The organism is Rhizobium sp. Root149 (assembly GCF_001427345.1).
GTDB classification, from domain to species: Bacteria; Pseudomonadota; Alphaproteobacteria; order Rhizobiales; family Rhizobiaceae; genus Neorhizobium; species Neorhizobium rhizoryzae.
Genome location: NZ_LMGD01000012.1, coordinates 520947 through 545595 on the forward strand (window position 1 = coordinate 520947; position 24649 = coordinate 545595).

General features: G+C 57.5%; 22 protein-coding genes. 7 read left to right on the top strand and 15 right to left on the bottom strand.

Features of this window, described 5'->3' with window-relative positions; genetic code table 11:
- Positions 1–59: 59 nt before the first annotated feature.
- The 3 genes from ASD54_RS09345 to ASD54_RS09355 all read right to left on the bottom strand — a co-directional run bounded on the left by ASD54_RS09345 (position 60) and on the right by ASD54_RS09355 (position 3231).
- Positions 60–1118 (bottom strand): TIGR01620 family protein, encoded by a 1059-nt coding sequence (locus ASD54_RS09345; RefSeq protein WP_062554302.1) that lies wholly within the window; start codon positions 1116–1118, stop codon positions 60–62.
- Entirely contained in the window at positions 1115–2590 is a 1476-nt protein-coding gene (locus ASD54_RS09350; protein WP_062554303.1) for a YcjX family protein, read from the bottom strand. Before ASD54_RS09350 ends, ASD54_RS09345 begins: the two co-directional genes overlap by 4 nt.
- A 134-nt stretch (positions 2591–2724) precedes the next feature.
- Complete coding sequence (locus ASD54_RS09355; protein WP_062554304.1) at positions 2725–3231, bottom strand: histidine phosphatase family protein; 507 nt, start codon at positions 3229–3231, stop codon at positions 2725–2727.
- A gap of 274 nt (positions 3232–3505) precedes the next feature.
- Between ASD54_RS09355 and dksA the strand changes: the two genes are divergently transcribed.
- Complete coding sequence (dksA, locus tag ASD54_RS09360; protein ID WP_062554305.1) at positions 3506–3925, top strand: RNA polymerase-binding protein DksA; 420 nt, start codon at positions 3506–3508, stop codon at positions 3923–3925.
- Between the two features lie 87 nt (positions 3926–4012).
- Here dksA and ASD54_RS09365 read toward each other — a convergent pair whose 3' ends face one another.
- A complete protein-coding gene (locus ASD54_RS09365) occupies positions 4013–5098 on the bottom strand; it encodes a flagellar biosynthetic protein FliO (protein ID WP_244484718.1) in 1086 nt (361 codons plus the stop codon).
- A 321-nt stretch (positions 5099–5419) separates the two neighbouring features.
- Between ASD54_RS09365 and ASD54_RS09370 the strand changes: the two genes are divergently transcribed.
- The 5 genes from ASD54_RS09370 (at position 5420) to ASD54_RS09390 (ending at position 13903) form a co-directional block, all read left to right on the top strand.
- A complete protein-coding gene (locus tag ASD54_RS09370) occupies positions 5420–8050 on the top strand; it encodes an ATP-binding protein (RefSeq protein WP_062554307.1) in 2631 nt (876 codons plus the stop codon).
- Between the two features lie 185 nt (positions 8051–8235).
- Positions 8236–9324, top strand: coding sequence for a recombinase RecA (recA, locus tag ASD54_RS09375; RefSeq protein ID WP_062554308.1), 1089 nt, complete (start codon positions 8236–8238; stop codon positions 9322–9324).
- Positions 9325–9481: 157 nt separating this feature from the next.
- Positions 9482–12142 carry an alanine--tRNA ligase gene (gene alaS / locus ASD54_RS09380; protein ID WP_062554781.1) on the top strand — a complete coding sequence of 887 codons (2661 nt, stop codon included), beginning with the start codon at positions 9482–9484 and terminating at the stop codon, positions 12140–12142.
- A 64-nt stretch (positions 12143–12206) separates the two neighbouring features.
- Positions 12207–13079, top strand: coding sequence for a tRNA 2-thiocytidine(32) synthetase TtcA (gene ttcA / locus ASD54_RS09385; protein WP_062554782.1), 873 nt, complete (start codon positions 12207–12209; stop codon positions 13077–13079).
- Positions 13080–13087: 8 nt separating this feature from the next.
- Positions 13088–13903: an inositol monophosphatase gene (locus ASD54_RS09390; RefSeq protein WP_062554309.1), complete on the top strand. Its 816-nt coding sequence runs from the start codon at positions 13088–13090 to the stop codon at positions 13901–13903.
- A 49-nt stretch (positions 13904–13952) separates the two neighbouring features.
- Here ASD54_RS09390 and ASD54_RS09395 read toward each other — a convergent pair whose 3' ends face one another.
- From ASD54_RS09395 to purC, 9 genes are all read right to left on the bottom strand, one after another.
- The gene (locus ASD54_RS09395; protein ID WP_062554783.1) at positions 13953–15158 is read right to left on the bottom strand and encodes a multidrug effflux MFS transporter; all 1206 of its coding nucleotides are present in this window, start codon (positions 15156–15158) and stop codon (positions 13953–13955) included.
- A 127-nt stretch (positions 15159–15285) separates the two neighbouring features.
- Positions 15286–15621 carry a Grx4 family monothiol glutaredoxin gene (grxD, locus tag ASD54_RS09400; RefSeq protein ID WP_062554310.1) on the bottom strand — a complete coding sequence of 112 codons (336 nt, stop codon included), beginning with the start codon at positions 15619–15621 and terminating at the stop codon, positions 15286–15288.
- A gap of 144 nt (positions 15622–15765) precedes the next feature.
- Positions 15766–15999, bottom strand: a complete 234-nt coding sequence (locus tag ASD54_RS09405; protein WP_062554311.1) for a BolA family transcriptional regulator — start codon at positions 15997–15999, stop codon at positions 15766–15768.
- Positions 16000–16083: 84 nt separating this feature from the next.
- The gene (purL, locus tag ASD54_RS09410) at positions 16084–18291 is read right to left on the bottom strand and encodes a phosphoribosylformylglycinamidine synthase subunit PurL (protein WP_062554312.1); all 2208 of its coding nucleotides are present in this window, start codon (positions 18289–18291) and stop codon (positions 16084–16086) included.
- Between the two features lie 261 nt (positions 18292–18552).
- Entirely contained in the window at positions 18553–19137 is a 585-nt protein-coding gene (locus ASD54_RS09415; RefSeq protein WP_062554313.1) for an acyloxyacyl hydrolase, read from the bottom strand.
- Between the two features lie 160 nt (positions 19138–19297).
- Entirely contained in the window at positions 19298–19687 is a 390-nt protein-coding gene (locus tag ASD54_RS09420; protein WP_062554314.1) for a hypothetical protein, read from the bottom strand.
- 28 nt (positions 19688–19715) lie between these two features.
- On the bottom strand, positions 19716–20390 hold the full coding sequence (gene purQ / locus ASD54_RS09425; protein WP_062554315.1) for a phosphoribosylformylglycinamidine synthase subunit PurQ: 675 nt from the start codon (positions 20388–20390) through the stop codon (positions 19716–19718).
- A 121-nt stretch (positions 20391–20511) separates the two neighbouring features.
- Positions 20512–20754 (bottom strand): phosphoribosylformylglycinamidine synthase subunit PurS, encoded by a 243-nt coding sequence (gene purS / locus ASD54_RS09430; protein ID WP_062554316.1) that lies wholly within the window; start codon positions 20752–20754, stop codon positions 20512–20514.
- A gap of 18 nt (positions 20755–20772) precedes the next feature.
- Entirely contained in the window at positions 20773–21537 is a 765-nt protein-coding gene (purC, locus tag ASD54_RS09435; RefSeq protein ID WP_062554317.1) for a phosphoribosylaminoimidazolesuccinocarboxamide synthase, read from the bottom strand.
- Between the two features lie 237 nt (positions 21538–21774).
- On the opposite strand from purC, the gene ASD54_RS09440 reads away from it, so the two are divergent.
- Positions 21775–22086, top strand: coding sequence for a DUF1476 domain-containing protein (locus ASD54_RS09440; protein WP_162249569.1), 312 nt, complete (start codon positions 21775–21777; stop codon positions 22084–22086).
- A gap of 49 nt (positions 22087–22135) precedes the next feature.
- Here ASD54_RS09440 and ASD54_RS09445 read toward each other — a convergent pair whose 3' ends face one another.
- Entirely contained in the window at positions 22136–23902 is a 1767-nt protein-coding gene (locus ASD54_RS09445; protein WP_082547161.1) for a diguanylate cyclase, read from the bottom strand.
- A 116-nt stretch (positions 23903–24018) separates the two neighbouring features.
- A complete protein-coding gene (locus tag ASD54_RS09450) occupies positions 24019–24573 on the bottom strand; it encodes an alpha/beta hydrolase (RefSeq protein ID WP_062554320.1) in 555 nt (184 codons plus the stop codon).
- Positions 24574–24649: the final 76 nt, after the last annotated feature.

Consider the following 24649-nt stretch of genomic DNA (forward strand, 5'->3'; position numbering starts at 1 on the left):
TAATGAGCGGTTTCTTTTTTGACATTGTCCGCCTTTGCACTGATCAGGAAGGGGACTGATCAGGAAGGCGATTTCGTCGTCGACAGGATGTCCGACATGAAGTCGCCGATACCCGGTCTTTTCAAGGCCTTGAACGGCAGTGGACGGCAAAGATCCATGGCCGCTATGCCGATCCGGGCTGTCAGGAGCCCGTTTATCACACCCTCGCCGAGGCGCGTGGAAAGCTTCGCCGCCAAGCCATGTCCAAGGACCTGCTGCGCAAGGCTGTCGCCAACGGCGATGGAACCGGTTACGGCCAAGTGTGCCACGACATCCCGCAAAAGACGGATCAAGCCCAGCGTCCCCGGCCGGCCACCATAGAGCTCAGCCATGGCGCGAACGAGCCGCGTGACTTCGAACAAGACATAGGCGAGATCGACAATCGCGCGGGGGCTGACCGCGGTGACGACCGAGGTTCGTTTGGAGGCCGCAAGGATCATCGTCCGGGCACGGGCATCCAAAGGTGCCAGAAGTTCGCTTTCGGCCAGTTCAATCAGCTGCGGGGCATCAATGATGTCGTCCTTCGTCGCTGCAATGGCGGCACGCCCCCGTGCGGTTTCCGCGCGATGGGAAATAATGGTTTCAAGCCGCGTGACAAGCGATCTGGCCTGACGCGGCGAATCTTTCGGTAAAATTGACTGAGCTTCATTCTTGATGTGCTGGATCGCACCAATGCGCATCAGGCCCAGCACTTCTCGACCGACCACAACGACCAGGGCCAGTGCTGACAAAGCGAGGAGCGAGACGGCCGCGTAGCCAAGCCAATCTGACCGCGCGAACAAATCTCTAACGATCTGATCAGCCCAAAGCCAGAAGGCCATGGACAGGAAAGCGCCTATCCCCGCCGCCGCCAGCTTTCCAAAAGAGAAGCGACGTTTGCGTGGACGCGCTTCAAGCTCTGCCGCTGCGCCCAGTTCAGACGCCTGTAGAAACACATCCTGCTCGTCCGGCACAACGGTGAAACCTTCATCGAAGGCTTGCGGCTTGCGCGGCGCGGCAGCGGTATTCCCGGTTTCCAGAGAAAACGCCTCTGGTCTTCTTGGGGAGAAGGGCGGTGGTGTTTGTTTATCCGTCGTCATGCCAGACGATCTCCGATCAGAAACTGGAGCGCCCGATCAAGGCGGATGTGCGGGATGGACAGCGTTGCGCCTGAGCCGCTTTCCTCCAGGTTGGGCGGGCGAAAACGCACGATGTTCAAATGCGGTAGGCGACTTTCCTGAGATATTGAATCGGAAGCTTGAAAAAGTGAATCCGATCTTTCCGGTAAGTCACCGGGAAATATTGCTGTTTTCCGGTTTCCATCGAATGTCTCGCCGCCGATCGTCTCGCCTTGCATGGGGGTGCCCGTGATAACCGGAAGATCCTGTCCATTCTGCCGCACGACGGCTTCACGCGTCGCCCTCACGGAGGCCATGGCCATGACCTCTATGCCAGCCCCCGCCATTCCTATGCGCTCGATGGCGCGATCGACGATACGGCGCGTGATCGCTTCCAGCCGGTCATGGCTTTCGTGATGCAGGTGATCGGCCTTGGTCGCGGCAATCAGAACCTTGTCGATCCGTCTGCCCATCAGGCTGGAGAGAATGGAATTGCTGCCGGGTCGGAAACAGGCGAGAACATCCTGCAGGGCCCGTTCCAGATCCTGCACAGCTTCCGGTCCACGGTTCAGAGCCTGCAAGGCATCGATCAGCACAATCTGACGATCAAGCCGTGCAAAATGCTCGCGAAAGAAGGGTCGAACAACGACCGACTTATAGGCCTCGAACCGCCGCTCCATCATCGCGCCAAGGCTACCTTTTTCGAAGCGCTGGTCGCCAATGTCGGGCAGCGGGGCAAAGGTGAGGGCGGGCGAGCCATCCAGATCGCCGGGCATCAGGAAGCGTCCCGGTGGCAGTGTCGACAGCGATCTTTCGTCCGATTTGCAGGCACGCAGGTAGGCTGCAAAACGCTCCGCGAGACGCTTTGCCGTCATTTCGTCCGCCGGCCCGTTCGGATCAAGCGTCGCGGCCAAATCCAGCCATTCCGCGGAAAGTTCTCGGCGCACCCCGGATCTGGCCAGTCTGGTCGTGTTTTCGCTAAATGTCCGATAATCCTGACCCAGGAGCGGCAGATCGAGCAGCCACTCGCCCGGATAATCAACGATGTCGATGGACAGCTTCCCGGCTGAAAACATCCGGTTCCAGCCGCTTGCGCTCTCATACTGGATCGTCAGCCGTAGTTCGGAAATGGCGCGGGTCGAGTCCGGCCAAATGCGATCTCTCACCAGCGCCTGGACGTGATCCTCATATTGAAAACGCGGGATCGCATCATCCGGCTGAGGTTCAAGGCGAACCGATGAGACGCGTCCTGACCGAACTGCCTCGAAAAGCGGCAGGCGACCACCGTGAAGGAGATTGTGCACAAGCGATGAGATGAAAACCGTCTTGCCCGCGCGTGAAAGGCCGGTGACACCCAGCCTGACGGTCGGGTTCAGCAGATTGGTCGCTTTATCGCCCAGGCTGTCCAGCGCAATCAGCGCATCATCCCGGAATGTCGTCAGTGATGGAGACAATGTAAGATCCGTCCATTTCGCTTCCCTCCATATAGAGATTGGGCCAACGCGAAAAAGGGAGAGGATTCAGATTCTCATCATGTGCCAACGGCGCATTGAACGGCTATTTCCCGTACCATGGGCAAGAAGCGGATCTACGGGGAGAGAAACGCCTTCAACTGCCAGGGCCCGCGGGTGGGGCCGTTGCCATGATCATGACCAAGTGCAGCAAAGCCAGCGGTCGGGAAACCCGCCGGGACAGTCGATGCCGTCAGGTCGGAACCAATCATCGTTTCCAGCAGAACCTCAATCGAAGGATTGTGGCCGATGATCATCAATCGAGTGACCGTCTGCGCCCTTATGATCGCCAGATAGGTCTCGACGGGCGAATTGTAGAGTTCGTCCAGATATTGGACCTGCATATCCTCATCGATGGCTTCGATGACGGAGCCGGCCGTGCCGCGGCAGCGATGTGCTGACGAACATAGAAGCAGATCCGGCCTGAACCCGCTACTGGCGGCCATGCGAGCAACGGCATTTGCCTCCGCTATGCCACGCTCATCCAACGTGCGGTCAAAGTCGCGCTCTCCGGGCTTCGGCCAACCGGAATGGGCATGCCGCATCAGGTAGATTTCGAAAGGGGGCGGGTTCGGTTTTTCCATAAAACATTCGTAAGATAAGGAGGCTCAAAGGGAAGTAACAAGATCGCGTTATGGCCGTCAACACCACTATCTTTAGCGGATAACATATCAGCTACAGATCAGGGTTGAGGAGGCGGGTCTATATGACTCTGACTAAAAGCGCATAAAATATAGTCGTTTAGCCGAAATTTATGACAGATTTAAAAATGTATTGATAAGGCTCACAAGGCTTGTGCAAGTCTGGTGTGTTGGAGTATAGGACGCCGCGTGAGAGCTGTTCTCCAGGAGAATTGCGTTGAGTGAGAAGATCGACCTTAGCAGCTACGTCCTCTCGGAAGACGAAGAGTTCATGAATGCCAATCAGCGGGCATACTTCCGAGCAAAGCTCATAGCCTGGAAAAATGACATATTGAGGGAAGCACGCGAAACCCTCGACCATCTAGCTGAAGAAAGCGCCAATCATCCCGATCTTGCCGACCGGGCATCTTCCGAAACCGATAGAGCCATCGAACTGCGTGCTCGCGATCGACAGAGAAAGCTGATCTCCAAGATCGATGCAGCGCTCCAGCGCATTGAAGACGGTACCTACGGCTATTGTGAAGAAACCGGCGAACCAATCGGGCTGAAGCGTCTGGATGCTCGGCCGATAGCGACGCTTTCGATCGAGGCGCAGGAGCGCCACGAGCGACGGGAAAAGGTTTATCGCGACGAATAATCGCGCTCAACCCGATCCGACTTCAAACTTTCCAGGCACGCCAACAAGCGTGCCTTTTTTATTTCGGCCATAGATCGTCTGATCTACTCACTTCCCATCGCGCGTCACGGACATTTCACCGAAAATCCGCGCAATCTCGTTTTGAAGCATTGGCTCCGCCGTAGCGCCGGTAACCCGCGGATTTGCCGGATCCCTGCGCGGCAGCATGGGCGTGAAGCTATCTTTCGCCGGGTCGCTCTTTTGCGCTGACAGGTTGTTGGCCATTTCTTCCTCAAGGATGCGATCGAATTCGCTGCCAAGAGAACGTGGCTTTGCTGCCTCCATGTCCGGTTCTTTGGCAACCGGCTGGGGAGGAGGGGAAACCGGAGGATCGGCTTGAACCGGCTTATCTGCTGAAGCGGGATCAAGGACCGCCGGTTCTGTTTTCGCAGGCGCAGGTACGGGGCTGCGGTCCATGGCCGGTTGGAAGACGCGCCGGCGCGCTGCGTCCAGCGCATCGCTGGCAGCACCAATATCCGGCGCCTTTGATACTTCGGTTATGCCATTTGTTGGACGGACCGGCTCTGTCACTGTCTGAACGGTGGGAACTGGCTCCATCAAGACTGGCTCGATGACGGTAGGCTTCTTCTGCCCTGCCTGCGGACGCTTTGCCGCCTCCACCACCGGCTCAAAGGATTTGGCCGGTTGGGCCCGTTGCGATGGCGTGGAAGGCGCCTGCGCCTCGGCAGGTGGGCTCTTGGGCTGAATTGAAGCTGTCGGTGCAGTGGGCGCGACATTAACGTCAGGTTTGGCGGCGGCGATTTGAGGCTGTGGAGCGGGAGCTTCGAGCCGAACATCTGAACTTGCTGCGGATGGCAAAGCGGTCGCCGTTGAGTAGGCAAGCGTTTCGCCATCCCGCGGCGCACCAATGCCGCTTTCGATAACGACATCCGTTGGACCGCCGATCATGACGAGATGTTCAACGTTGTCACGCCGGATCAAAACGATACGACGACGGGCGTCGACTGCCGCCGCGTCCAACACCTGGAGGCGTGGCTGACGGTTCTTTCCGCCACGCAGAAAGGGAGAGGGTCCGCTGCGACGGCGGATGAGATAAAGAATGCCGATCAAAAGCAGGAGGCCAATGCCGACGCCAAGGACGGCGATGACCAGGCGGCTCCCGTAGGCAGTCATGAATTCATCCACCATGGTTGTCTTCTACTCCAACTGTTTCAGCAATCTCGACCCGTACGGCAGGAAGCTCACCCTACCAGCAGGCCTGAGCAAGCGGCAAGATATGGATCAAGTAGCCATGCGTAGCACCGCTTCGGCCATCCTGCAGTGCGAGATATGGCCGGAATCAGAAGCGAGACAATGCCGTAGACTGCTTTCTCAACGGGTTTCTTTGCTGCGGCGCTTTTTGCGGCCTCGCCAAATTGCTATGGAAGTTGTTGGATCGATTCCACGTTCGCGCTTGGCGCGGGTCTGGGCTCGGCTTCGAGAGTGCGAGGTGTGATGACGAAATCGCAGCCGACAGGCAGCATGGATGCGCCGCTGGTGGATCGCGGCAGACGCAGCGGAACCGTTTTGCGGCTGCTTGTGCTTGCGCTGATTCTCGTGGGCGTTTCGATTGCGTTCGTCCTGTTCAAGGAGGCCATGAACAACGAGTTCGTCCTTGGCGTCCTTGGCATCCTCGCTATGGTCGGCATCTTCTTTATCGTTTCGTCGATCATCGGTCTTGTGGAGGTCATGCCGCAGAGCCGTTCGGACGAATTCGCGGGCACCTACCTGGCCAGTCATCCCGACGGCATTCTGGTGACCGATGAGCGCGGCCGAATTCTCTATGCGAACGCGGCCTATGGCCGGCTGACCGGCGCAACCAAGGCTGCCAATGCTCAATCCCTCGAGGCGCTGCTTTCAAAGAACAAGGAAGCGACCGAGGCGCTTTACAGATTGACGGCGGCGCTACGCGAGGGGCGGGAGAGCCATGAGGAGTTTCGCCTGCTGAAACCGCTCGGACGCAGTTCGGGCAGCGGATCGGGTGCGCACTGGTATCGGCTGAAAGCCCGTATTCTAAAGTCCGCCAACCAGAAGCAGCCTTTCGACGTTTGGCAGCTTTCCGACATTACCGCTGAACGGGACGATCAGGAGCGGTTTTTCCGCGAACTCCAGAATGCCATCGATTATCTGGATCACGCCCCTGCGGGCTTCTTCTCTGCGGGCAAAAAAGGCGAGATCTTCTACCTGAATGCGACGCTTGCGGAATGGCTGGCTCTCGACCTGACCAAGTTTGCACCCGGTTCGATGAACATCACCGACATTGTTGCGGGCGAGGGGATGGCGCTTATCCAGTCTGTGCAGCCGGGTGCCGGCCAGACGCGGACAGAGACGCTCGATCTCGACCTTCGACGCGCGAACGGGCAGAGCTTGCCCGTCAGGCTGGTGCACAGTGTATCTTCCATGCGAGACGGTGCTCCGGGCGAGAGCCGGACCATTGTTCTCGACCGGCCACGCGGAGAGGGTGCCGACGGCTCTGCCTCGGCGATGCGTTTTACACGCTTCTTCAACAATACGCCGATGGCTATCGCGTCGATCGGGGGCGACGGCAAGATCCTGCGTATCAATGCACCATTCCTGCGGCTGTTTGCGGGCGTGGTCTCGCGCGATGATGTTGACCGAGGCGTAACGCTTGATGTCATCATCCATGAAGGCGCGCGCGCCGACCTGATGCGTGCGCTGGCGGCTGCGAAGGATCGCCAGGGCGATATCGCGCCGATTGATTGCCGCCATCCAGGTGACGAAGCGCGTCACGTGCGTTTCTACGTCAACGCGGTGATCGACGAGAGCGATGAGGCACCGGAAGAGGTTGCAATCATCTATGCTGTAGAAACGACCGAGCAGAAAGCGCTCGAGACGCAGATGGCGCAGACCCAGAAGATGAATGCTGTCGGCACCCTCGCCGGCGGCATTGCGCATGATTTCAACAATGTCCTGACGGCCATTCTCCTATCGTCGGATCATCTCTTGCTGCAGGCGCGTCCATCCGATGCGAGTTTTGCGGATCTCATGGAGATCAAGCGGAATGCAAATCGTGCGGCCGTGCTGGTTCGCCAGTTGCTGGCATTCTCGCGCAAGCAGACCATGCGTCCGGCCGTTCTGAACCTGACCGATGTGGTCGGCGACCTGCGCATGCTTGTGGATCGCCTGATTTCCGGCACCAATGTGAAGCTCGACGTGCAATATGGCCGCGATCTCTGGCCGGTGCGGACTGACCTGTCGCAGTTCGAACAGGTGCTGATCAACCTGTGTGTTAACGCGCGCGACGCCATGCCGAGTGGCGGCCAGATTCGTATCAGGACGAGGAATGTCTCGCGGGACGAAGTTGGCGGCTTCGCCAATGCAAGGCTCCCGAACGAGGACTTCGTTCTGGTTGAAGTGTCCGACAATGGCACCGGCATTCCGCCGGAAATCATGGACAAGATCTTCGAACCCTTCTTCACGACCAAGGAAGTCGGCAAGGGAACCGGTCTCGGCCTTTCCATGGTCTATGGAATCGTCAAGCAATCGGGCGGATACATCTATCCGGAATCAGAAGTCGGTGTCGGTACGACTTTCCGCGTCTTCCTTCCCCGCCACATTCCAGAAGTTCAGCCAGTCGTTCCGGGGGCGACCGGTTCTGCCAGTGGGGCAGCAGCGGAAGCGCCGCCGTCCGCCGCTGTATCTGAACAGGCCGTATCCGCTGCCAGCAACGAGAACGTCGATCTCACCGGTAACTCTGCCGTCGTCCTTTTGGTGGAGGATGAGGAGGCGGTACGGCGGGGCGGCAAGCGCATGCTCGAGACCAGAGGGTATACGGTCCACGAAGCTGGCTCGGGAACCGAAGCACTTGAAATAATGGAAGAGCTTGAGGGCAAGGTCGATATCGTCGTTTCAGACGTCGTCATGCCGGAAATGGATGGGCCGAGCCTGTTGCGGGAATTGCGGAAATCCTATCCCGATCTCAAGTTCATCTTTGTTTCCGGCTACGCGGAAGATGCGTTCGCCAAGAACCTTCCGGCCGATGCGAAGTTTGGTTTCCTGCCGAAGCCCTTCTCGCTGAAGCAACTGGCTGTCGCCGTGCGGGAAATGCTCGACCGGAACGATTGAGAACAAAAGGTGGTTGGGAACAAACGGCGTACGCTAAATTAGTGGCGAACGCAGAGTGAACAAGATCGCGTTTTTCCATTGTTGTCAGGCTCTTAGCTGGGGCTTGCCAAATGAGAACAAAGTAGGTACAAATGATTCATCGGCTGGTTCGTTGCGAGCCCTGCTGCTTAACCCAGAGGTGAATCATGGCTCAGAATTCGTTGCGGCTCGTAGAGGAAAAGTCAGTGGATAAAAGTAAGGCGTTGGAGGCAGCACTTTCTCAGATCGAACGATCCTTTGGTAAGGGTTCGATCATGAAGCTTGGCGCGAACGAAAGTGTCGTCGAAATCGAGACTGTGTCGACGGGCTCGCTCAGCCTCGATATCGCGCTTGGTATTGGTGGTCTGCCGAAGGGGCGTATCATCGAAATCTATGGACCGGAAAGCTCTGGTAAGACGACGCTCGCCCTTCAGACGATCGCTGAAGCCCAGAAGAAGGGTGGCGTGTGTGCTTTCGTTGACGCCGAGCACGCTCTCGATCCGGTCTATGCCCGTAAGCTGGGTGTCGATCTCCAGAACCTCCTTATCTCGCAGCCTGACACGGGCGAACAGGCGCTGGAGATCACCGATACGCTGGTTCGCTCCGGTGCGGTTGATGTTCTCGTGGTCGATTCGGTTGCTGCCTTGACGCCTCGTGCAGAAATCGAAGGCGAGATGGGTGATAGCCTTCCGGGCCTTCAGGCGCGCCTGATGAGCCAGGCTCTGCGCAAGCTGACTGCTTCGATTTCCCGTTCGAATTGCATGGTCATCTTCATCAACCAGATCCGCATGAAGATCGGCGTCATGTTCGGTTCGCCCGAAACAACGACAGGTGGCAATGCGCTCAAGTTCTATGCTTCTGTTCGTCTCGATATCCGCCGTATCGGCGCGGTCAAGGAGCGTGAAGAGGTTGTCGGCAACCAGACCCGCGTGAAGGTTGTCAAGAACAAGATGGCGCCTCCCTTCAAGCAGGTTGAGTTCGACATCATGTACGGCGAAGGCGTGTCCAAGACTGGTGAACTTGTTGACCTGGGTGTGAAGGCGGGTATCGTCGAAAAGTCGGGCGCCTGGTTCTCTTACAACAGCCAGCGGCTGGGGCAGGGACGTGAGAACGCCAAGACGTTCCTTCGCGAAAATCCGGAACTGGCGCGCGAGATCGAAACCGCCCTTCGCCAGAACGCCGGTCTGATAGCCGATCGCTTCCTGCAGAATGGTGGGCCGGACAGCAATGCTGACGATGGCGATCCGGATGCCTGATGCATCGTTTGCAGTGATTGCATGATCATTGGAATGGCTGCGTGGTGTAAACCGCGTGGCCATTTTCTTGTTAAGCTGGACAGTATTCAGCGAGAACGTTAAAAGCCAAAAGCTTTGAAAGATGGGGACCGCAGTTGGCGGTATAGAAGGGTTTTGCATGAGTGGCGTGAATGAGATCCGGTCGACCTTCCTCGACTATTTCCGGAAGAACGGTCACGAAATTGTTTCGTCGAGCCCGCTGGTGCCGCGCAACGACCCCACCCTCATGTTCACCAATGCCGGCATGGTGCAGTTCAAGAACGTATTCACCGGACTTGAGACGAGACCGTACACGACAGCTTCGACTTCCCAGAAGGTCGTGCGCGCCGGCGGCAAGCATAACGACCTCGACAATGTCGGCTATACGGCGCGCCATTTGACCTTCTTCGAAATGCTAGGCAACTTCTCGTTCGGAGACTACTTCAAGGAACGGGCAATCGAACTTGCATGGAACCTGGTGACTAAGGGTTTCGACCTTCCGAAGGATCGCCTGCTGGTAACCGTTTATGCGGATGATGACGAGGCAGCATCGCTGTGGAAGAAGATCGCCGGGTTCTCGGATGACAAGATTATTCGCATCCCGACCTCCGACAATTTCTGGCAGATGGGTGACACCGGCCCGTGCGGTCCCTGCTCTGAAATCTTCATCGATCAGGGTGAACATGTCTGGGGCGGCCCTCCGGGTTCTCCGGAAGAAGATGGCGACCGCTTCCTCGAATTCTGGAACCTCGTCTTCATGCAGTTCGAGCAGACGGCGCCGGGTGAGCGTACACCTCTACCACGTCCGTCGATTGATACCGGTCTCGGTCTCGAGCGCATGGCCTGCATCCTGCAGGGCGTGCAGAGCGTGTTCGAAACCGATCTCTTCAAGACCCTGATCTCCGCGACGGAAGATGTTGTAGGCGCCAAGGCTGAGGGTGATCAGGCCGCAAGCTTCCGGGTCATTGCCGATCACCTGCGCTCTTCGGCGTTCCTGATTGCCGACGGTGTTCTGCCTTCAAACGAAGGTCGCGGTTATGTTTTGCGTCGCATCATGCGTCGCGGCATGCGCCACATGCAATTGCTCGGCGCGCGCGAGCCCCTGATGTACAAGCTTCTTCCGGCTCTGGTCGGTGAGATGGGGCGCGCCTATCCGGAACTCAATCGGGCCGAAGCGCTGATTTCCGAGACGCTGAAGCTGGAAGAATCGAAGTTTCGCACCACGCTGGCGCGCGGTCTTTCGCTTCTGTCGGATGCGACCGAGACCTTGCATAAGGGTGACTCGCTTGATGGCGAAACCGCTTTCAAGCTCTACGATACCTATGGTTTCCCGCTCGATCTGACGCAGGATGCTCTGCGTGCACGCGGAATCGGCGTCGACCTGACGGGCTTCAACGATGCGATGCAGCGCCAGAAGGCTGAGGCGCGCGCAAACTGGGCAGGTTCCGGCGAAAAGGCGACGGAAGGTGTCTGGTTCGAACTCAAGGAGAAATTCGGCGCCACCGAATTCCTGGGCTATGACACAGAGGCTGCGGAAGGCGTTGTTCTGGCGATCGTTCGTGACGGTGTGGCAATCGACAAAGCGGTTGCCGGCGACAAGATCCAGATCGTTGTCAATCAGACACCGTTCTATGGCGAATCGGGCGGTCAGATGGGCGATACCGGTATGATCTCGACGGATCATGCCAAGGTGATTGTTTCCGACACGCAGAAGAAGGGCGAGGGGCTGTTCGTTCACTCGGCCACCATTGCCGAAGGCGGTCTGAAGGTCGGAGATGCAGTTGTCTTGACGGTCGATCATACTCGCCGGTCGAGGCTGCGTGCCAACCATTCCGCAACGCACCTGCTGCATGAGGCGCTGCGTGAAGTTCTCGGCACGCACGTCGCTCAGAAGGGCTCTTTGGTCGCGCCGGAGCGCCTTCGCTTCGACGTCTCTCATCCAAAGCCGATGTCTGCGGAGGAACTGCAGAAGGTCGAAGACATGGCCAATGCCATCATCTTGCAGAACGCGCCGGTCACAACGCGCTTGATGAGTGTGGATGATGCCATTGCCGAAGGCGCCATGGCGCTTTTCGGCGAGAAGTACGGCGATGAGGTTCGGGTCGTGTCTATGGGCACCGGCATTGAGGGTAGCAAGGCCTGTAAGCCGTATTCCATCGAACTTTGCGGTGGCACCCATGTTTCCGCTACGGGCGATATCGGTCTGGTGCGTGTGCTGGGCGAAAGCGCGGTCGGTTCGGGCGTGCGTCGCGTCGAGGCTGTTACTGGTGAAGGCGCTCGGGCCTATCTTGCTGAGCAGGATGAGCGCGTGAAGGCTCTGGCGGGGCTGCTGAAGGTGCAGCCAACCGATGTCTATTCCCGTGTCGAAGCCTTGATGGATGAACGCAAGAAGCTCGAGAAGGAGCTTGCGGATGCGCGCCGGAAACTTGCCATGGGTGGATCTCAAGGCGCAGCTGCACCAGAGGCTCGTGACGTCAACGGCGTCAAGTACATTGGTAGGGCCGTAACCGGCGTCGATGCAAAGGACCTTAAGGGTCTTGTCGACGACGCCAAATCTTCTCTCGGTTCCGGGGTCGTGCTGCTGATTGCTGTCAGTGACGATGGTAAGGCGAGCGCCGTTGTCGGTGTGACCGAAGATCTGACGGCTCGCCTCAGTGCCGTCGATCTCGTCCGTGTTGCCTCGGCAAGTCTTGGCGGAAAGGGCGGCGGTGGTCGTGCTGACATGGCGCAGGCCGGTGGTCCTGACGGAAGTCAAGCCGAGGCGGCGATCGAGGCCGTTGCCGCGGCGATCGCAGGCTGAGACGCGAATAAGAGAGCCCGGTTTCTTTTCTTGCGAGACCGGGTTCATTCGGATGGAGAAGAGCGTGACGCTGGCAGCGCCGATTGAAGATATGGACGACGCGGCTGACGTTGAGAATTCTTTTCCCAACGATCTCTATGCGCATGCTCCACAGACAACAGCGTTTAACAAGCTGAGAAAGCGGCTTCTGCGGCAGGTCCGTCAGGCGATTGAAGATTTCAATATGCTTGGCTCGCAGAAGCGGTGGCTGATCGGCCTTTCAGGCGGCAAGGATTCCTATTCATTGCTGGCGCTGCTGATGGATCTCAAATGGCGCGGCTTGCTGCCGGTCGATCTCATCGCCTGCAACCTCGACCAAGGTCAGCCGAATTTTCCAAAGCATGTCCTGCCGGATTATCTCAAGGGTATCAACGTCCCGCATCGGATCGAGTATCGCGATACCTATTCCGTCGTGAAGGAAAAGGTGCCAGAGGGCGCAACCTATTGCTCGCTCTGTTCCAGGCTGCGGCGCGGCAATCTGTATCGTATTGCCCGCGAGGAGAGCTGCGACGCGCTGGTTCTGGGTCATCACCGGGATGATATTCTCGAAACCTTCTTCATGAACCTCTTTCACGGCGGACGCCTGGCGGCGATGCCGGCGAAGCTGTTGAATGACGAGGGCGATCTGTTCGTGTTACGGCCGCTTGCCTACTGCGCGGAAGAAGATCTGGCCAAGTTTGCAGCGCTGATGCAGTTTCCCATTATTCCGTGTGATCTCTGCGGTTCCCAGGATGGGCTACAGCGCAATGCCATGAAGCAGATGCTATCGACCATGGAACTGCAGATGCCCGGTCGCAAGGACCGGATGCTGCGGGCGCTTTCCCATGTCAATCCTTCCCATTTGCTGGACCCGAACCTGTTCGACTTTGCGGGTCTGACGCCTTCCCCCAAGAGTTGAGGTCATTCATGCCCGTTGATGTTATTGTACTTGCGGATGTTCTGAGACAGGCCGCAAAAAGCGAAATCGTGCCTCGTTTCCGGCGCCTGGAGGCCCATGACGTGCGTCGGAAATCGGAGCCTTCGGATCTGGTGACCGAGGCTGATGAACAGGCAGAGCGCTTCATCAAGGCGGAGGTCGAGCGTCTGGCACCGCAGGCGCTTTTTATTGGCGAGGAAACTGTTGCGTCAGACCCGGATCTATTGGGGAAGCTGAAGGACGCAGAACTCGCGGTCATCGTCGATCCGGTAGATGGCACTTTCAATTTCGCCAGCGGCATTCCGGCGTTCGGCGTCATGGCGTCGGTTGTCTACAAAGGTGAGGCCGTGGCCGGGATCATTTATGATCCGATGAGTGATGACTGGGTCATGGCCGAGAAGGGAGGCGGTGCTTTCGCTCGCAGGCCGGATGGGCAGTCAGCGCGTCTTGCCGTCGCAGAGGCCAAGCCGCTTGACCAGATGTATGGGATGGCATCGGGCGCCTATTTCTTTGATGAGGAGCGTTTACGCGTCCTCACCAACCTTGCGAAGGTCCGCTTCTTTGCCAGTTACCGGTGCTCCGCGCAGGAGTACAGAACGATCGCAAGCGGCCATGTTGACTTTGTGATCTACAATAAGCTGATGCCGTGGGATCATGTGGCCGGTTCACTGATCGTGCAGGAAGCGGGAGGGCATGTCGCAAAATTCGATGGCTCGCCCTACAGACCGTCGGAATTTACGGGCGGTCTGCTTGCGGCAACCAGCAAGGACAGCTGGGAGATCCTGCGCCGCGAAATCATTGGCTGACAAAGCCGTCGAGATCGACCCCGAGGCAGACGCATCGGGGTCGCTTGGATCAAACGCGTGGATTGTGCTGCTGGAAGAGCTTCCCCTTCTCCGCGATCAGCACAAAGATCAATCCAATGATCGAAACGCTGAAGAAGCCCGCGACCATGGGAAGGGCTGTTCCGTTAAACGCTTGTCCGATCACTGCGCCGATGGCGGCACCTCCGATTGTGCTCATGAAGCCGAGGACGGACGATGCTGTTCCGGCGACATGTCCGAGTGGTTCCATGGCCAGTGAGTTGAAGTTTGCTCCGATCCAGCCGAACTGGAACATGGCCAGTGCAAAGAAACCCAGGAATAGCAGGAATGGCATCGGTTCCGTGCTGAGCAGTTGAACTGTCAGCCAGACGAACGTCACCAGTATGAACCCGAGAAGAGAGCCGTGTGACAGCTTGCGCATCCCAAAACGACCCACGAGCCGGGCGTTGATGAATGAAGCCAGAGACATGAAGGCTGCCACCGCTGCGAAGGCGACTGGAAACCATGGTCCCAACCCGTATATCCCGACATAGATCTGCTGCGCTGAATTGATGAACCCGAAAAGCGCCCCGAAGATGAATGTCGCAGAGATCGTGTAGCACAGCGCGACGCGGTTCGTCAGAACGATGCGGAATCCGCCGAGGATCGAATTGAGCGTCAGTGGACGGATGTCCTCCTTTGCCAGTGTTTCCGGTAGGCGCATCATCATCCACGCCATGATCGCGGCGGCCATGATGGCGATGAAAAGGAAGATCATATGCCAGTTGCCGCCCAGCATGATGACCTGTCCCGTGCCCGGTGCGATGATGGGTACAATCATGAAGACCATCATGATGAGTGACATGACCTCGGCCATGGCACGACCACCGAACACGTCACGGACGATAGAGACAGTGATGACGCGAGTCGAGGCCGCTCCGGCACCCTGAATGAACCGCAGGAGCAGGAGCATGCCGAATGAGGGGACGATCACGATCATTAGCGAGCAGATAATATAGACCGCAAGACCGAAGATCATCGGTGCACGTCGTCCGAAGCGATCGGAAATTGGTCCGTAGACCAACTGGGCAAAACCGAAGCCGAAGAGGTAGGAGGACACGATGAACTGCCGCTCATTCACGTCTTCGACCTTGAGGTCGGCACCGATTTCCTGAAGAGCAGGAAGCATGATGTCGATCGCCAAGGCGTTCAATGCCATCAGCATTGCCATCATGCCAATGAACTCCGCCTTGCCCATGCCCTGAAGGCGTGCAGGAGCTGTGTTGGTCGCAGGTTTCACGAAAAAAATCCCGAAAATGAAAAGGCGCCGCAAAACAGCGGCGCCTCAAACTTGAAGTTAGCCAGCAGAGCTGGTTGAGGCCCGTTTAGGCCGCGCCGCGTACGGCGATGCCCTGATCCTGGAAATGGGTCTGCAGTTCGCCAGACTGGAACATCTCGCGCACAATATCGCAGCCGCCTACGAATTCGCCCTTGATGTAGAGCTGGGGAATGGTCGGCCAGTTTGAATAGTCCTTGATGCCCTGGCGGATTTCTGCGTCGGCAAGAACGTTGACGCCTTTGTAATCCACGCCGAGGTAATCGAGAATCTGTACGACCTGGCCAGAGAAACCACATTGCGGGAACTGAGGTGTTCCCTTCATGAAAAGCACGACATCGTTGCTCTTCACTTCGCTGTCGATCAGCTCATGAATACCGCTCATGATCGATTTCCTTTTCTTATCTGGAGTCAAGGTCCAGATATTATGGTTAGCTTATTATCACGAAATCCGCTGAATTCCAGTCGGTAAATGCGATTGCATCTATGATTTCGTGTGATGGTTCTATCGACGAAGTCCGGGTGAAGATCAGTCTGGAGCTGATGTTTGCAAGGCCAGCGCGTGCAAAACGCCGCCCATATTACCCCTCAAGGCCTCATAGACCATTTGATGCTGCTGGACCCGGCTTTTGCCTCGAAATGCTTCTGCAACAACCTCGGCTGCGTAATGGTCCCCGTCGCCTGCCAGATCCCGGATTGTGACTTTGGCACCCGGAATCCCTGCCTTGATCATGTCTTCAATTTCACCGGGACGCATCGGCATCTGGTCGTTCCTTCCTTGTTAGGTATGGTTGTTTTCGACCAGAGTGCCAAATTTCCGCGGATTCTCAAAGCGTCTTGATGCCTGTCACGCCATAAAGGTGGGGAACCAGCCTTCGTGCGCCTCAACAAGCTGCGCAACCTCAACCCGTACCAGGGTGTCAACCTCAAGGGTGTTGCCACCGACATTTCCAAGGGTACGGAAAGGAACGCCCGCCGACTCTGCGCTTGCGCAGAGGAAGTTCGCCAGATCGGCCGGTACAGCGATGACATAGCGGGCCTGGTCTTCGCCAAAGAGCAGTGCATGAGGCAGCCCCTTGCATTCACCAAGCGAAAGCTTCGCACCCTTTCCGGAGGCCATCGCCATTTCTGCCAGCGCGAGCAACAATCCGCCGGAGGAGATATCGTGGCAGGCCGTGACCTGACCGTTGCGGATGAGCCCGCGGACAAAATCGCCGTGGCGACGCTCAGCCTTCAGATCGACCTGCGGGGCTGGCCCTTCCGATGAACCCAGGATATCGCGGAGGTAGATTGACGATCCCAGATGGGAACCATCGACGCCGATCATGATCACAACATCGCCGTCCTTGGCTGTTCCGATCCGCGCCATTTTCGACCATTCTGGCAAAAGGCCAACGCCCGCAATGGTGGGTGTCGGCAGGATCGCGACGCCGTTGGTCTCGTTATACAGCGAGACGTTGCCGGAGACGATCGGGAAGTCCAGCGCGCGGCAGGCTTCACCGATACCCTGAATTGCGCCAACCAATTGGCCCATGATCTCTGGCTTTTCCGGATTGCCGAAGTTCAGGTTGTCTGTTGCAGCCAGAGGCTCGGCACCGGTTGCGGTAATGTTGCGCCAGCATTCCGCAACAGCCTGCTTGCCGCCTTCGACCGGGTCAGCCTCGACATAGCGGGGCGTGACGTCCGACGAAAACGCAAGCGCCTTGCTTGCATGGCCTTCCACGCGCACGACACCTGCATCGCCGCCGGGCAGCTGCAAGGAATTGCCCTGGATCAGGGTGTCATACTGCTCATAGACCCAGCGTCGGCTGGACTGGTTCGGCGAACCGACAAGCTTGAGCAGCGCATCATTGTAATCGCCTGGAGCGGCAACGTTTTCCGCGGGCAGGGCAGGCCGCGCAGCAGAAGGCTGCCACGGGCGGTCGTATTCCGGTGCTTCGTCACCGAGTTCCTTGATGGGAAGATTTGCTACTTCCTCGCCCTGATGAAGGATACGGAAGCGCAGGTCATCGGTCGTCTTGCCGACGATCGCGAAATCCAGTCCCCACTTGACGAAGATGGCCTTGGCCACCTCTTCCTTCTCGGGACGCAGAACCATGAGCATACGCTCCTGGCTTTCCGACAGCATCATCTCATAGGCGGTCATGCGCTCTTCGCGAACCGGGACCTTGTCGAGATCGAGTTCGATGCCGAGGTCGCCCTTGGCGCCCATTTCGACAGCAGAGCAGGTGAGGCCAGCCGCGCCCATGTCCTGGATCGCGATCACGGCGCCGGTTGCCATGAGTTCCAGGCAGGCTTCCAGCAGGCATTTTTCGGTGAAGGGATCACCGACCTGCACGGTGGGACGCTTCTCCTCGATGGATTCGTCGAATTCCGCCGATGCCATGGTTGCACCGCCGACGCCATCGCGGCCCGTCTTAGCGCCAAGATAGACGACAGGGAGGCCGACACCTTCAGCCTTCGAATAGAAAATGGCATCACTCTTTGCGAGGCCAGCGGCAAAGGCATTGACGAGAATATTGCCGTTATAACGCGGGTCGAACTCGACTTCGCCACCGACAGTGGGAACGCCGAAGGAGTTACCGTAACCGCCGACGCCGGATACGACACCCGAAACGAGATGGCGTGTCTTTGGATGATCCGGTGCGCCGAAACGCAAGGCGTTCATGGCTGCTACCGGACGCGCACCCATGGTGAAGACGTCGCGGAGAATGCCACCGACGCCGGTTGCCGCGCCCTGGTAGGGCTCAATGTAGGACGGATGGTTATGGCTTTCCATCTTGAAGACAACGCAGTCACCGTCATCGATGTCCACAACGCCAGCGTTTTCGCCAGGGCCCTGAATGACACGCGGGCCCTTGGTCGGCAGCGTGCGCAGCCAGCGCTTGGAAGACTTGTAAGAGCAATGTTCATTCCACATTGCAGAAAAGATGCCGAGTTCGGTGAAGGTCGGTTCGCGGCCGATCAAGTCAAGAATGCGCTGATATTCATCAGGCTTCAGTCCGTGGGCAGCAACAAGTTCTGGTGTAATGGCGATCTGGTTCGGAATAGTCATCGTCTTCCCTACAGGCGGTCCGGGCTGGCGTCTCTTTATCCTAGAAGAAGCATGGGCGCGACAGGAAATTTCCTGCCACGCCCATATGATTCACTTCGAATGTGCAGGGCTGTGGGTGGCCCTTAGGATGTGTGGTTCAGCGACCGGTTTGCGGGCGAAAGCGTTTCGCGATCTTTCAAATTCGCTTCTGGCGCTTTGTCTCTTTGTTTCAACGCATGTCGTTTTCGCAAAACCGCTGCGCACTTTTAGCTACGGCATGCTTCAGAACTTGTAGCCGACGAGCACGCCTGCGCGCGTGAGGCCGCTGTTCCAATCGCCGCAAAGCCCGGCATGGGACGAGTGCTCGACCTGGGCGACCACGCGCCAGTTATCGTTTACGTTGACGCCTGCCGCCATGTATTCGTGAAACAGCGCATGGCAGCCAAGATAGGGGCCGCGTCCCCCATCAAATCGGAGCTTGCCATCATTCACGCTCCCGCCGAAACCGGCCTCAAGAAAGAAGCGTTCGTTCAGGTCGAAGGTCCAGGAAAAACCGGCATAGGCCTGGTTGGTTTCGCCTGCGGTACTGATGTCAGCACCGACATGGACACGGGGGCGGGCGAGCTTCTGCCATCCTTGTGCATTGTCATGATCCCACGGATCGAAAAACAGCATGCCAGTGACGAAGAACCCCTTTTCATCGTTGCTGTATGTATTATCGATTGCGCCATAGGCTCCGAAGCGGGCTTCGTCGAAGATGGGGCCGGCTCCAGGGGCGATTGCGGTGTCTGCCGCCATCACCGGCGAACACAGTGCAAGCAGAATGGCAGTTGTTCCGATCAGGCTCGAAACCAGCTTGTGCGTCATAGATCTACCGCCCCCGTGGCCGCCTTCGGTAAGGCAGCGAATCTCTGGAGGTAGATTAGGTGTTAGTTAACTATAGCGGCAAGCAACCTTGAACGGACCGGAGTCCCGCTCGGGCGATTGTTTTCGAAGATCACATTTTTGCCACAACAGGGCGGGCGGTTCAGCAGTTTTTGCCGCCGTTTGCCCAGCGCACCACATCCTGCTTGATGCGGGCGCCCTGGGGGCCATCGGCAAGCGGGCCAAATGCGTCCAGCCGAGCGGGATTCCCCTCCGCCTGGACGACGAGAAGGGGTCTTGATTCGGGACTGTGGCGCGGCACCGCCAGAATACGAGGACGGCCGGAGAAGGAATTCAGTTCTGGCGCGAGACGATAATCCTTGAACGCCGCGTCACCCGATTTGAACCAGCAGGAATTGGCCGCGAGCGCTACCCTTTCCATGGTGGGCAGCGCAGCACGGTTCTGGGGCTGAGGCTGTTGACGATCGGACTGACAGGCCGTGAGCGCTGTTGCTGCCAGAATTGTCACGAGGCCGGTCGTCAACTTGTGCATATGTCTTCTCGATATTTCTGGCGGTTGGTCAGGCAGCCGCAACGACTTCGAGAGCCGAGGCGAAGATGCCGCGTCCATCATTACCGCCGTGGGCGGCTTCGATGAGATTTTCCGGGTGCGGCATCATGCCAAGCACATTGCCCTGCTTGTTCACCACGCCAGCGATATCCGACAGCGAACCGTTAGGGTTGGTGCCTTCGGCATAGCGGAAGACGATCTGATTGTTGTCTTCGAGCGACTTGAGCGTTTCGCTTTCCACGAAATAGTTGCCATCATGGTGAGCTACCGGGCAGCGGATGATCTGGCCCGTCTCGTAAGCGCGGGTGAAATCCGTATCGGCGTTCACGACCTCAAGCTTGATTTCCTTGCAGACGAACTTCAGCGAGACATTCCGCATCAGCGCGCCGGGAAGCATGCCTGCTTCCACCAGGATCTGAAAACCATTGCAGACCCCAAGCACCTTCACGCCAGCCTCGGCCTTGCGGCGGATAGCGTCCATGACAGGCATCCGGGCGGCGATTGCACCGCAGCGCAGATAGTCGCCGTAGGAGAAGCCGCCGGGGATGACGATCAGATCCACATCCGGAATTTCCGATTCGGTCTGCCAAACGGTGACTGGCGCCTGACCGGAAATGCGCGTGAGAGCTGCAATCATGTCACGGTCGCGGTTCAGACCGGGCAATTGAACGACGGCGGATTTCATGGGCTTGACCTCACCAGAGTTTTGCAAAGAAGGCTGTCTATTCAATACGCATTATGTTCGAGCCCTGCAGGGACTCGCACAATGGGGACTTCGGGCAGGGATGAGCTGCCCGAAAAATGGTTCAAGCAAGACTAATCGAATAGTTCTCGATCACAGTGTTGGCCAAAAGCTTTTCGCACATGGCCTTGATTTCTTCTTCGGCCTTCGCACGATCGCCGGTTTCGACCTCGAGATCGAAAACCTTGCCCTGCCGAACCTGATGGACACCTTCGAAACCGAGGCTGCCCAGCGCGCCTTCAATGGCCTTGCCCTGCGGGTCCAGAACACCGTTCTTCAAAGTGACGGTAACACGTGCCTTGATCACTGCTTGCTCCCTGACGGCTTACTGTACGAGAACCGGACCCGTTCCGCGGATCGGCTCGTTTTCGTTGATGATTCCGAGACGGCGCGCAACTTCGGAATAGGCCTCCAGAAGGCCGCCCAGATCCCGGCGGAAGCGATCCTTGTCCATTTTTTCCCTGGTTTCGATATCCCAGAGGCGGCAGCTGTCTGGCGAGATTTCATCGGCCAGAATGATGCGCATCATGTCGCCTTCGAACAGGCGTCCGCATTCGATCTTGAAATCGATCAGCTGGATGCCAACACCGAGGAAGAGACCGGACAGGAAGTCGTTGACGCGAATGGCGAGCGCCATGATGTCGTCGAGTTCCGCAGGATTCGCCCATCCGAAAGCAGTGATGTGCTCTTCGGAAACCATGGGATCGGCAAGGGCATCGGACTTGTAGTAGAATTCGATAATCGAACGGGGGAGAACAGTGCCTTCCTCGATACCCAAACGCTCCGACAATGACCCGGCCGCGACATTGCGTACAACGATCTCCAGCGGAATGATTTCCACTTCGCGGATCAGCTGCTCACGCATGTTGAGGCGGCGAATGAAATGGGTAGGGATGCCAATCTTGTTCAGATGGGTGAAGATATACTCGGAAATTCGGTTGTTGAGCACACCCTTGCCATCGATCACCTCATGCTTCTTCTTGTTGAAGGCGGTGGCATCGTCCTTGAAGAACTGAATCAGCGTGCCCGGTTCGGGACCTTCGTAAAGGATCTTGGCCTTGCCTTCGTAAATACGGCGGCGACGGTTCATGACATCTTGTCTCGTTGTTCGTGCGCATTGCGCTGCGCTGTGGAATAGGATTGAGCGGTCCCATAACGGAAATTGTCTCGTTTCACAATGCGCGTGGATGGAGAACCGTTCTGTTGATTGTCAATTGGAAGCATTTATTCACCGTGCCGTTACACGCTTCCGCAAATATTGGTGTGCATCATTCTATCGGCCTTCAATAATTCGCTTCTGAACGAAGGGCTGAAACAGGGGATGTTGATGATTACGATGCGTGACCGCGCGCAAGCGCTCGAAATGAAATACACCCAGGAACAGACTTGGCTTTTCCGCGCGGAAGCGCGACGAAACAAGCTGATCGGCCTTTGGGCGGCAGAAACCATGGGGGCGCAGGATCCTTTGGGCTATGCAACCAATCTTGCGGAATGGGGTGTCGAGCATCCCACTGATGTTCAGCTTATCGACAGATTGCGGCAAGACTTTACTGCTGCCAACGTCGTTTTGAATGAAGACGAAATCACATCGCGCATGCATGCACTCTTGATCGAAATCCTTGAAGAGATGCGCACCTGACAAGCCTTTCCGAGGCAGCGGGGACGTTGCCTCGGCCCCCGATTCTGTGTCAGCGATACGTCGCTGCGTCGAAGACTGCATGGCGCCCCTTGCCGCTGTGCTTGGCCTCGTAGAGTGCCGTGTCCGCATCCAGCAAAATCTGATGACCGTTAATGGATGAGCCGGATGCGTAGGCCACGCCAATACTCGCGCCAAAGTGGCAAAGCTTGTCGCCATATCGGAAGGGCCTGCTCATCGCCCCAACGATCCTGTTTGCCAGAATGGAAAGCCTGTCGGGCGTTCCAGCGAAGGGCACGAGCACCACGAACTCATCGCCGCCCGCGCGCGCTACGAAGTTTCTCGCCCCAGCAATCTGCCGCAACTGTTCGGCAACGTGGGAAAGGACGGCATCACCCACACTATGGCCGAATCCGTCATTGATCTGCTTGAAGCCATCAAGATCGATATGCAGCAGACCAAGACTGCGATTTTTCAGGCTGCAGCTTTTCGACAACTGATCCAGCGCCAGATCCAGATAGCGACGGTTCGGCAGGCCTGTCAGGTAATCGTGAAGCGCATTGTGCTCGATCTGATCGCGGGTTGCTTCCAGTTCTGCATTGCGCGCCTCGGCGAGGCTTTTTGCTCTTTCCAGTTCCTGTTGCAGCAAAACGTCATTCGTCACGTCCCAATTCGCGCCAACCAGCTTCAGATGACCGTCAACGTCAGTAAACGTCATGCTGCAGCTTTTGATGATGCGCTCTTCGCCGCCGGCAAGAGTGACATGATAGCGATCCCAGAAGCATCCTTCGCGCCCGTGATGCGCGCTGACATTGGCCAGCACGCGTTCCCGATCGTCCGGACGGAGAAAGCTCTCCCACGTTACACCAAGGCGGATTTTTTCGCCTTTGGGAACCCCGAAAATTTCGTACATGCGGACATCCCAGTCCACCTCGCCGGCCGTCAAATCCGCTTCGAAGACGCCGACGCCGGAGATGGCGAGCGCCATCTCGAGGCGGCGCGCGATTTTGGCGGCACGGTGTTCTGCATCCTTCCGGGGTGTAATGTCATTGTCTGTGCCGACGACGCGCATGGCGCGTCCATTTTCGTCACGATCAATGCAGGCGCCACGACATTCGATCCATACCCAATGGCCGTCCTTATGACGCTCGCGGTATTCAAAGACCTGGAAAGCCGGATCTCCCGCCTCCTGTCGCTCCATGGCGTGAAGCGTGAAGGAGCGGTCGTCCGGGTGAACCAGATTGAGCCAGGCTTCCTTGGAGGCGGGCAGGGGATCGGCCGGCGACATTCCGCGGATCCACCGCCAGATTGGCGAATAATACTTGCGGCCTGCGCGATAATCGTGGTCCCAGACGCCGGATTCCGAGCTGACCAGTGCGCTGTTCCAACGCGTTTCTCGTGCGACGAGATCATCCACCATCAGCTTGTCGTCCGTAAAGTCGACAAGTTGCACCATGAGCAGGGTTGCATTCGGCGCCAGATCAAGTCGAAACGGGCTGACGAAGGCTTTCGCCCATCGAGTGCTGCCGTCGATCATCGGAACGCGTATCAGTGTCGAGCGCGTGGTTTCGGGTGACGTATCTGCCGGTCTCTCCGAAAGAAGTGCCGAAACACTGACCAGATCGTCACTATGGATGAGGGATGTCAGATCCGAGACACTGCGGGCCACCCACTGCTGTTTGAAAGCCTGATTCGCGTGAACAAAGCGACCGGCTCCCGGCTCAACAACAGCTGTTGGCAGAGGAAGAGTATCGATGCAGGTGATATATGCAGCCAGTTCCCCCTGTTTAGGAGAAACGGCCATCGTCTCAGGTTTCATCCGCAGCCAACCCTAGCGTTGATGCTTTTATCAACGCTAGCAAGTGCGTGTTAAGCATCTCTTAACGTAACGCATATCCTTGGTTGTGAATGCGAAAGGTCCGAAGGCGGCCTGCCTCAAGGCTTGAGATTTGCCAGAAACTTGGCAAAAACCATCGTCCCTTCCGGCCACGGACCGTGACCCGACTCCGCATTGATATGGCCCGACTCGCCAGCATCAATCAGCAGCGAACCCCAGGCATTGCTGATGTCGTCTGCATGATCGTAGCTGCCGAACGGATCGTTGCGGCTTGCAATCGTCAGTGATGGGAACGGCAGAGGATCGCGCGGATAGGGCCCAAATGTCATCAGATGCTTCGGTCGGATCTCCGGATTGGTGACATCGGGCGGCGCAACGAGAAAGGCGCCTGCGACCTTCTTGCGAAAATGAGGGATCGCATGGATGGCCGTCGGAACTCCTAGCGAATGGGCTACGATCACGACCGGACGCGTTGCTGAATTCACTTCCTCGACAATGCGAGCAACCCAGTGCTCGCGAACGGGCTTCGACCATTCGGCCTGCTCCACACGCCGCGCCGTTTGCAGCCGGCTCTGCCATCGGGTTTGCCAATGTTCGGGCCCGGAATTCGTGTAGCCAGGAACGATGAGAATATCTGCGTCTGATGCTTTCATGGCCCCTTAATTGCGACTGACGAGCGAATGCGTCAAGCCCGGATCAGAGAGGATTTTTGTTTTCAGTTATTACTGT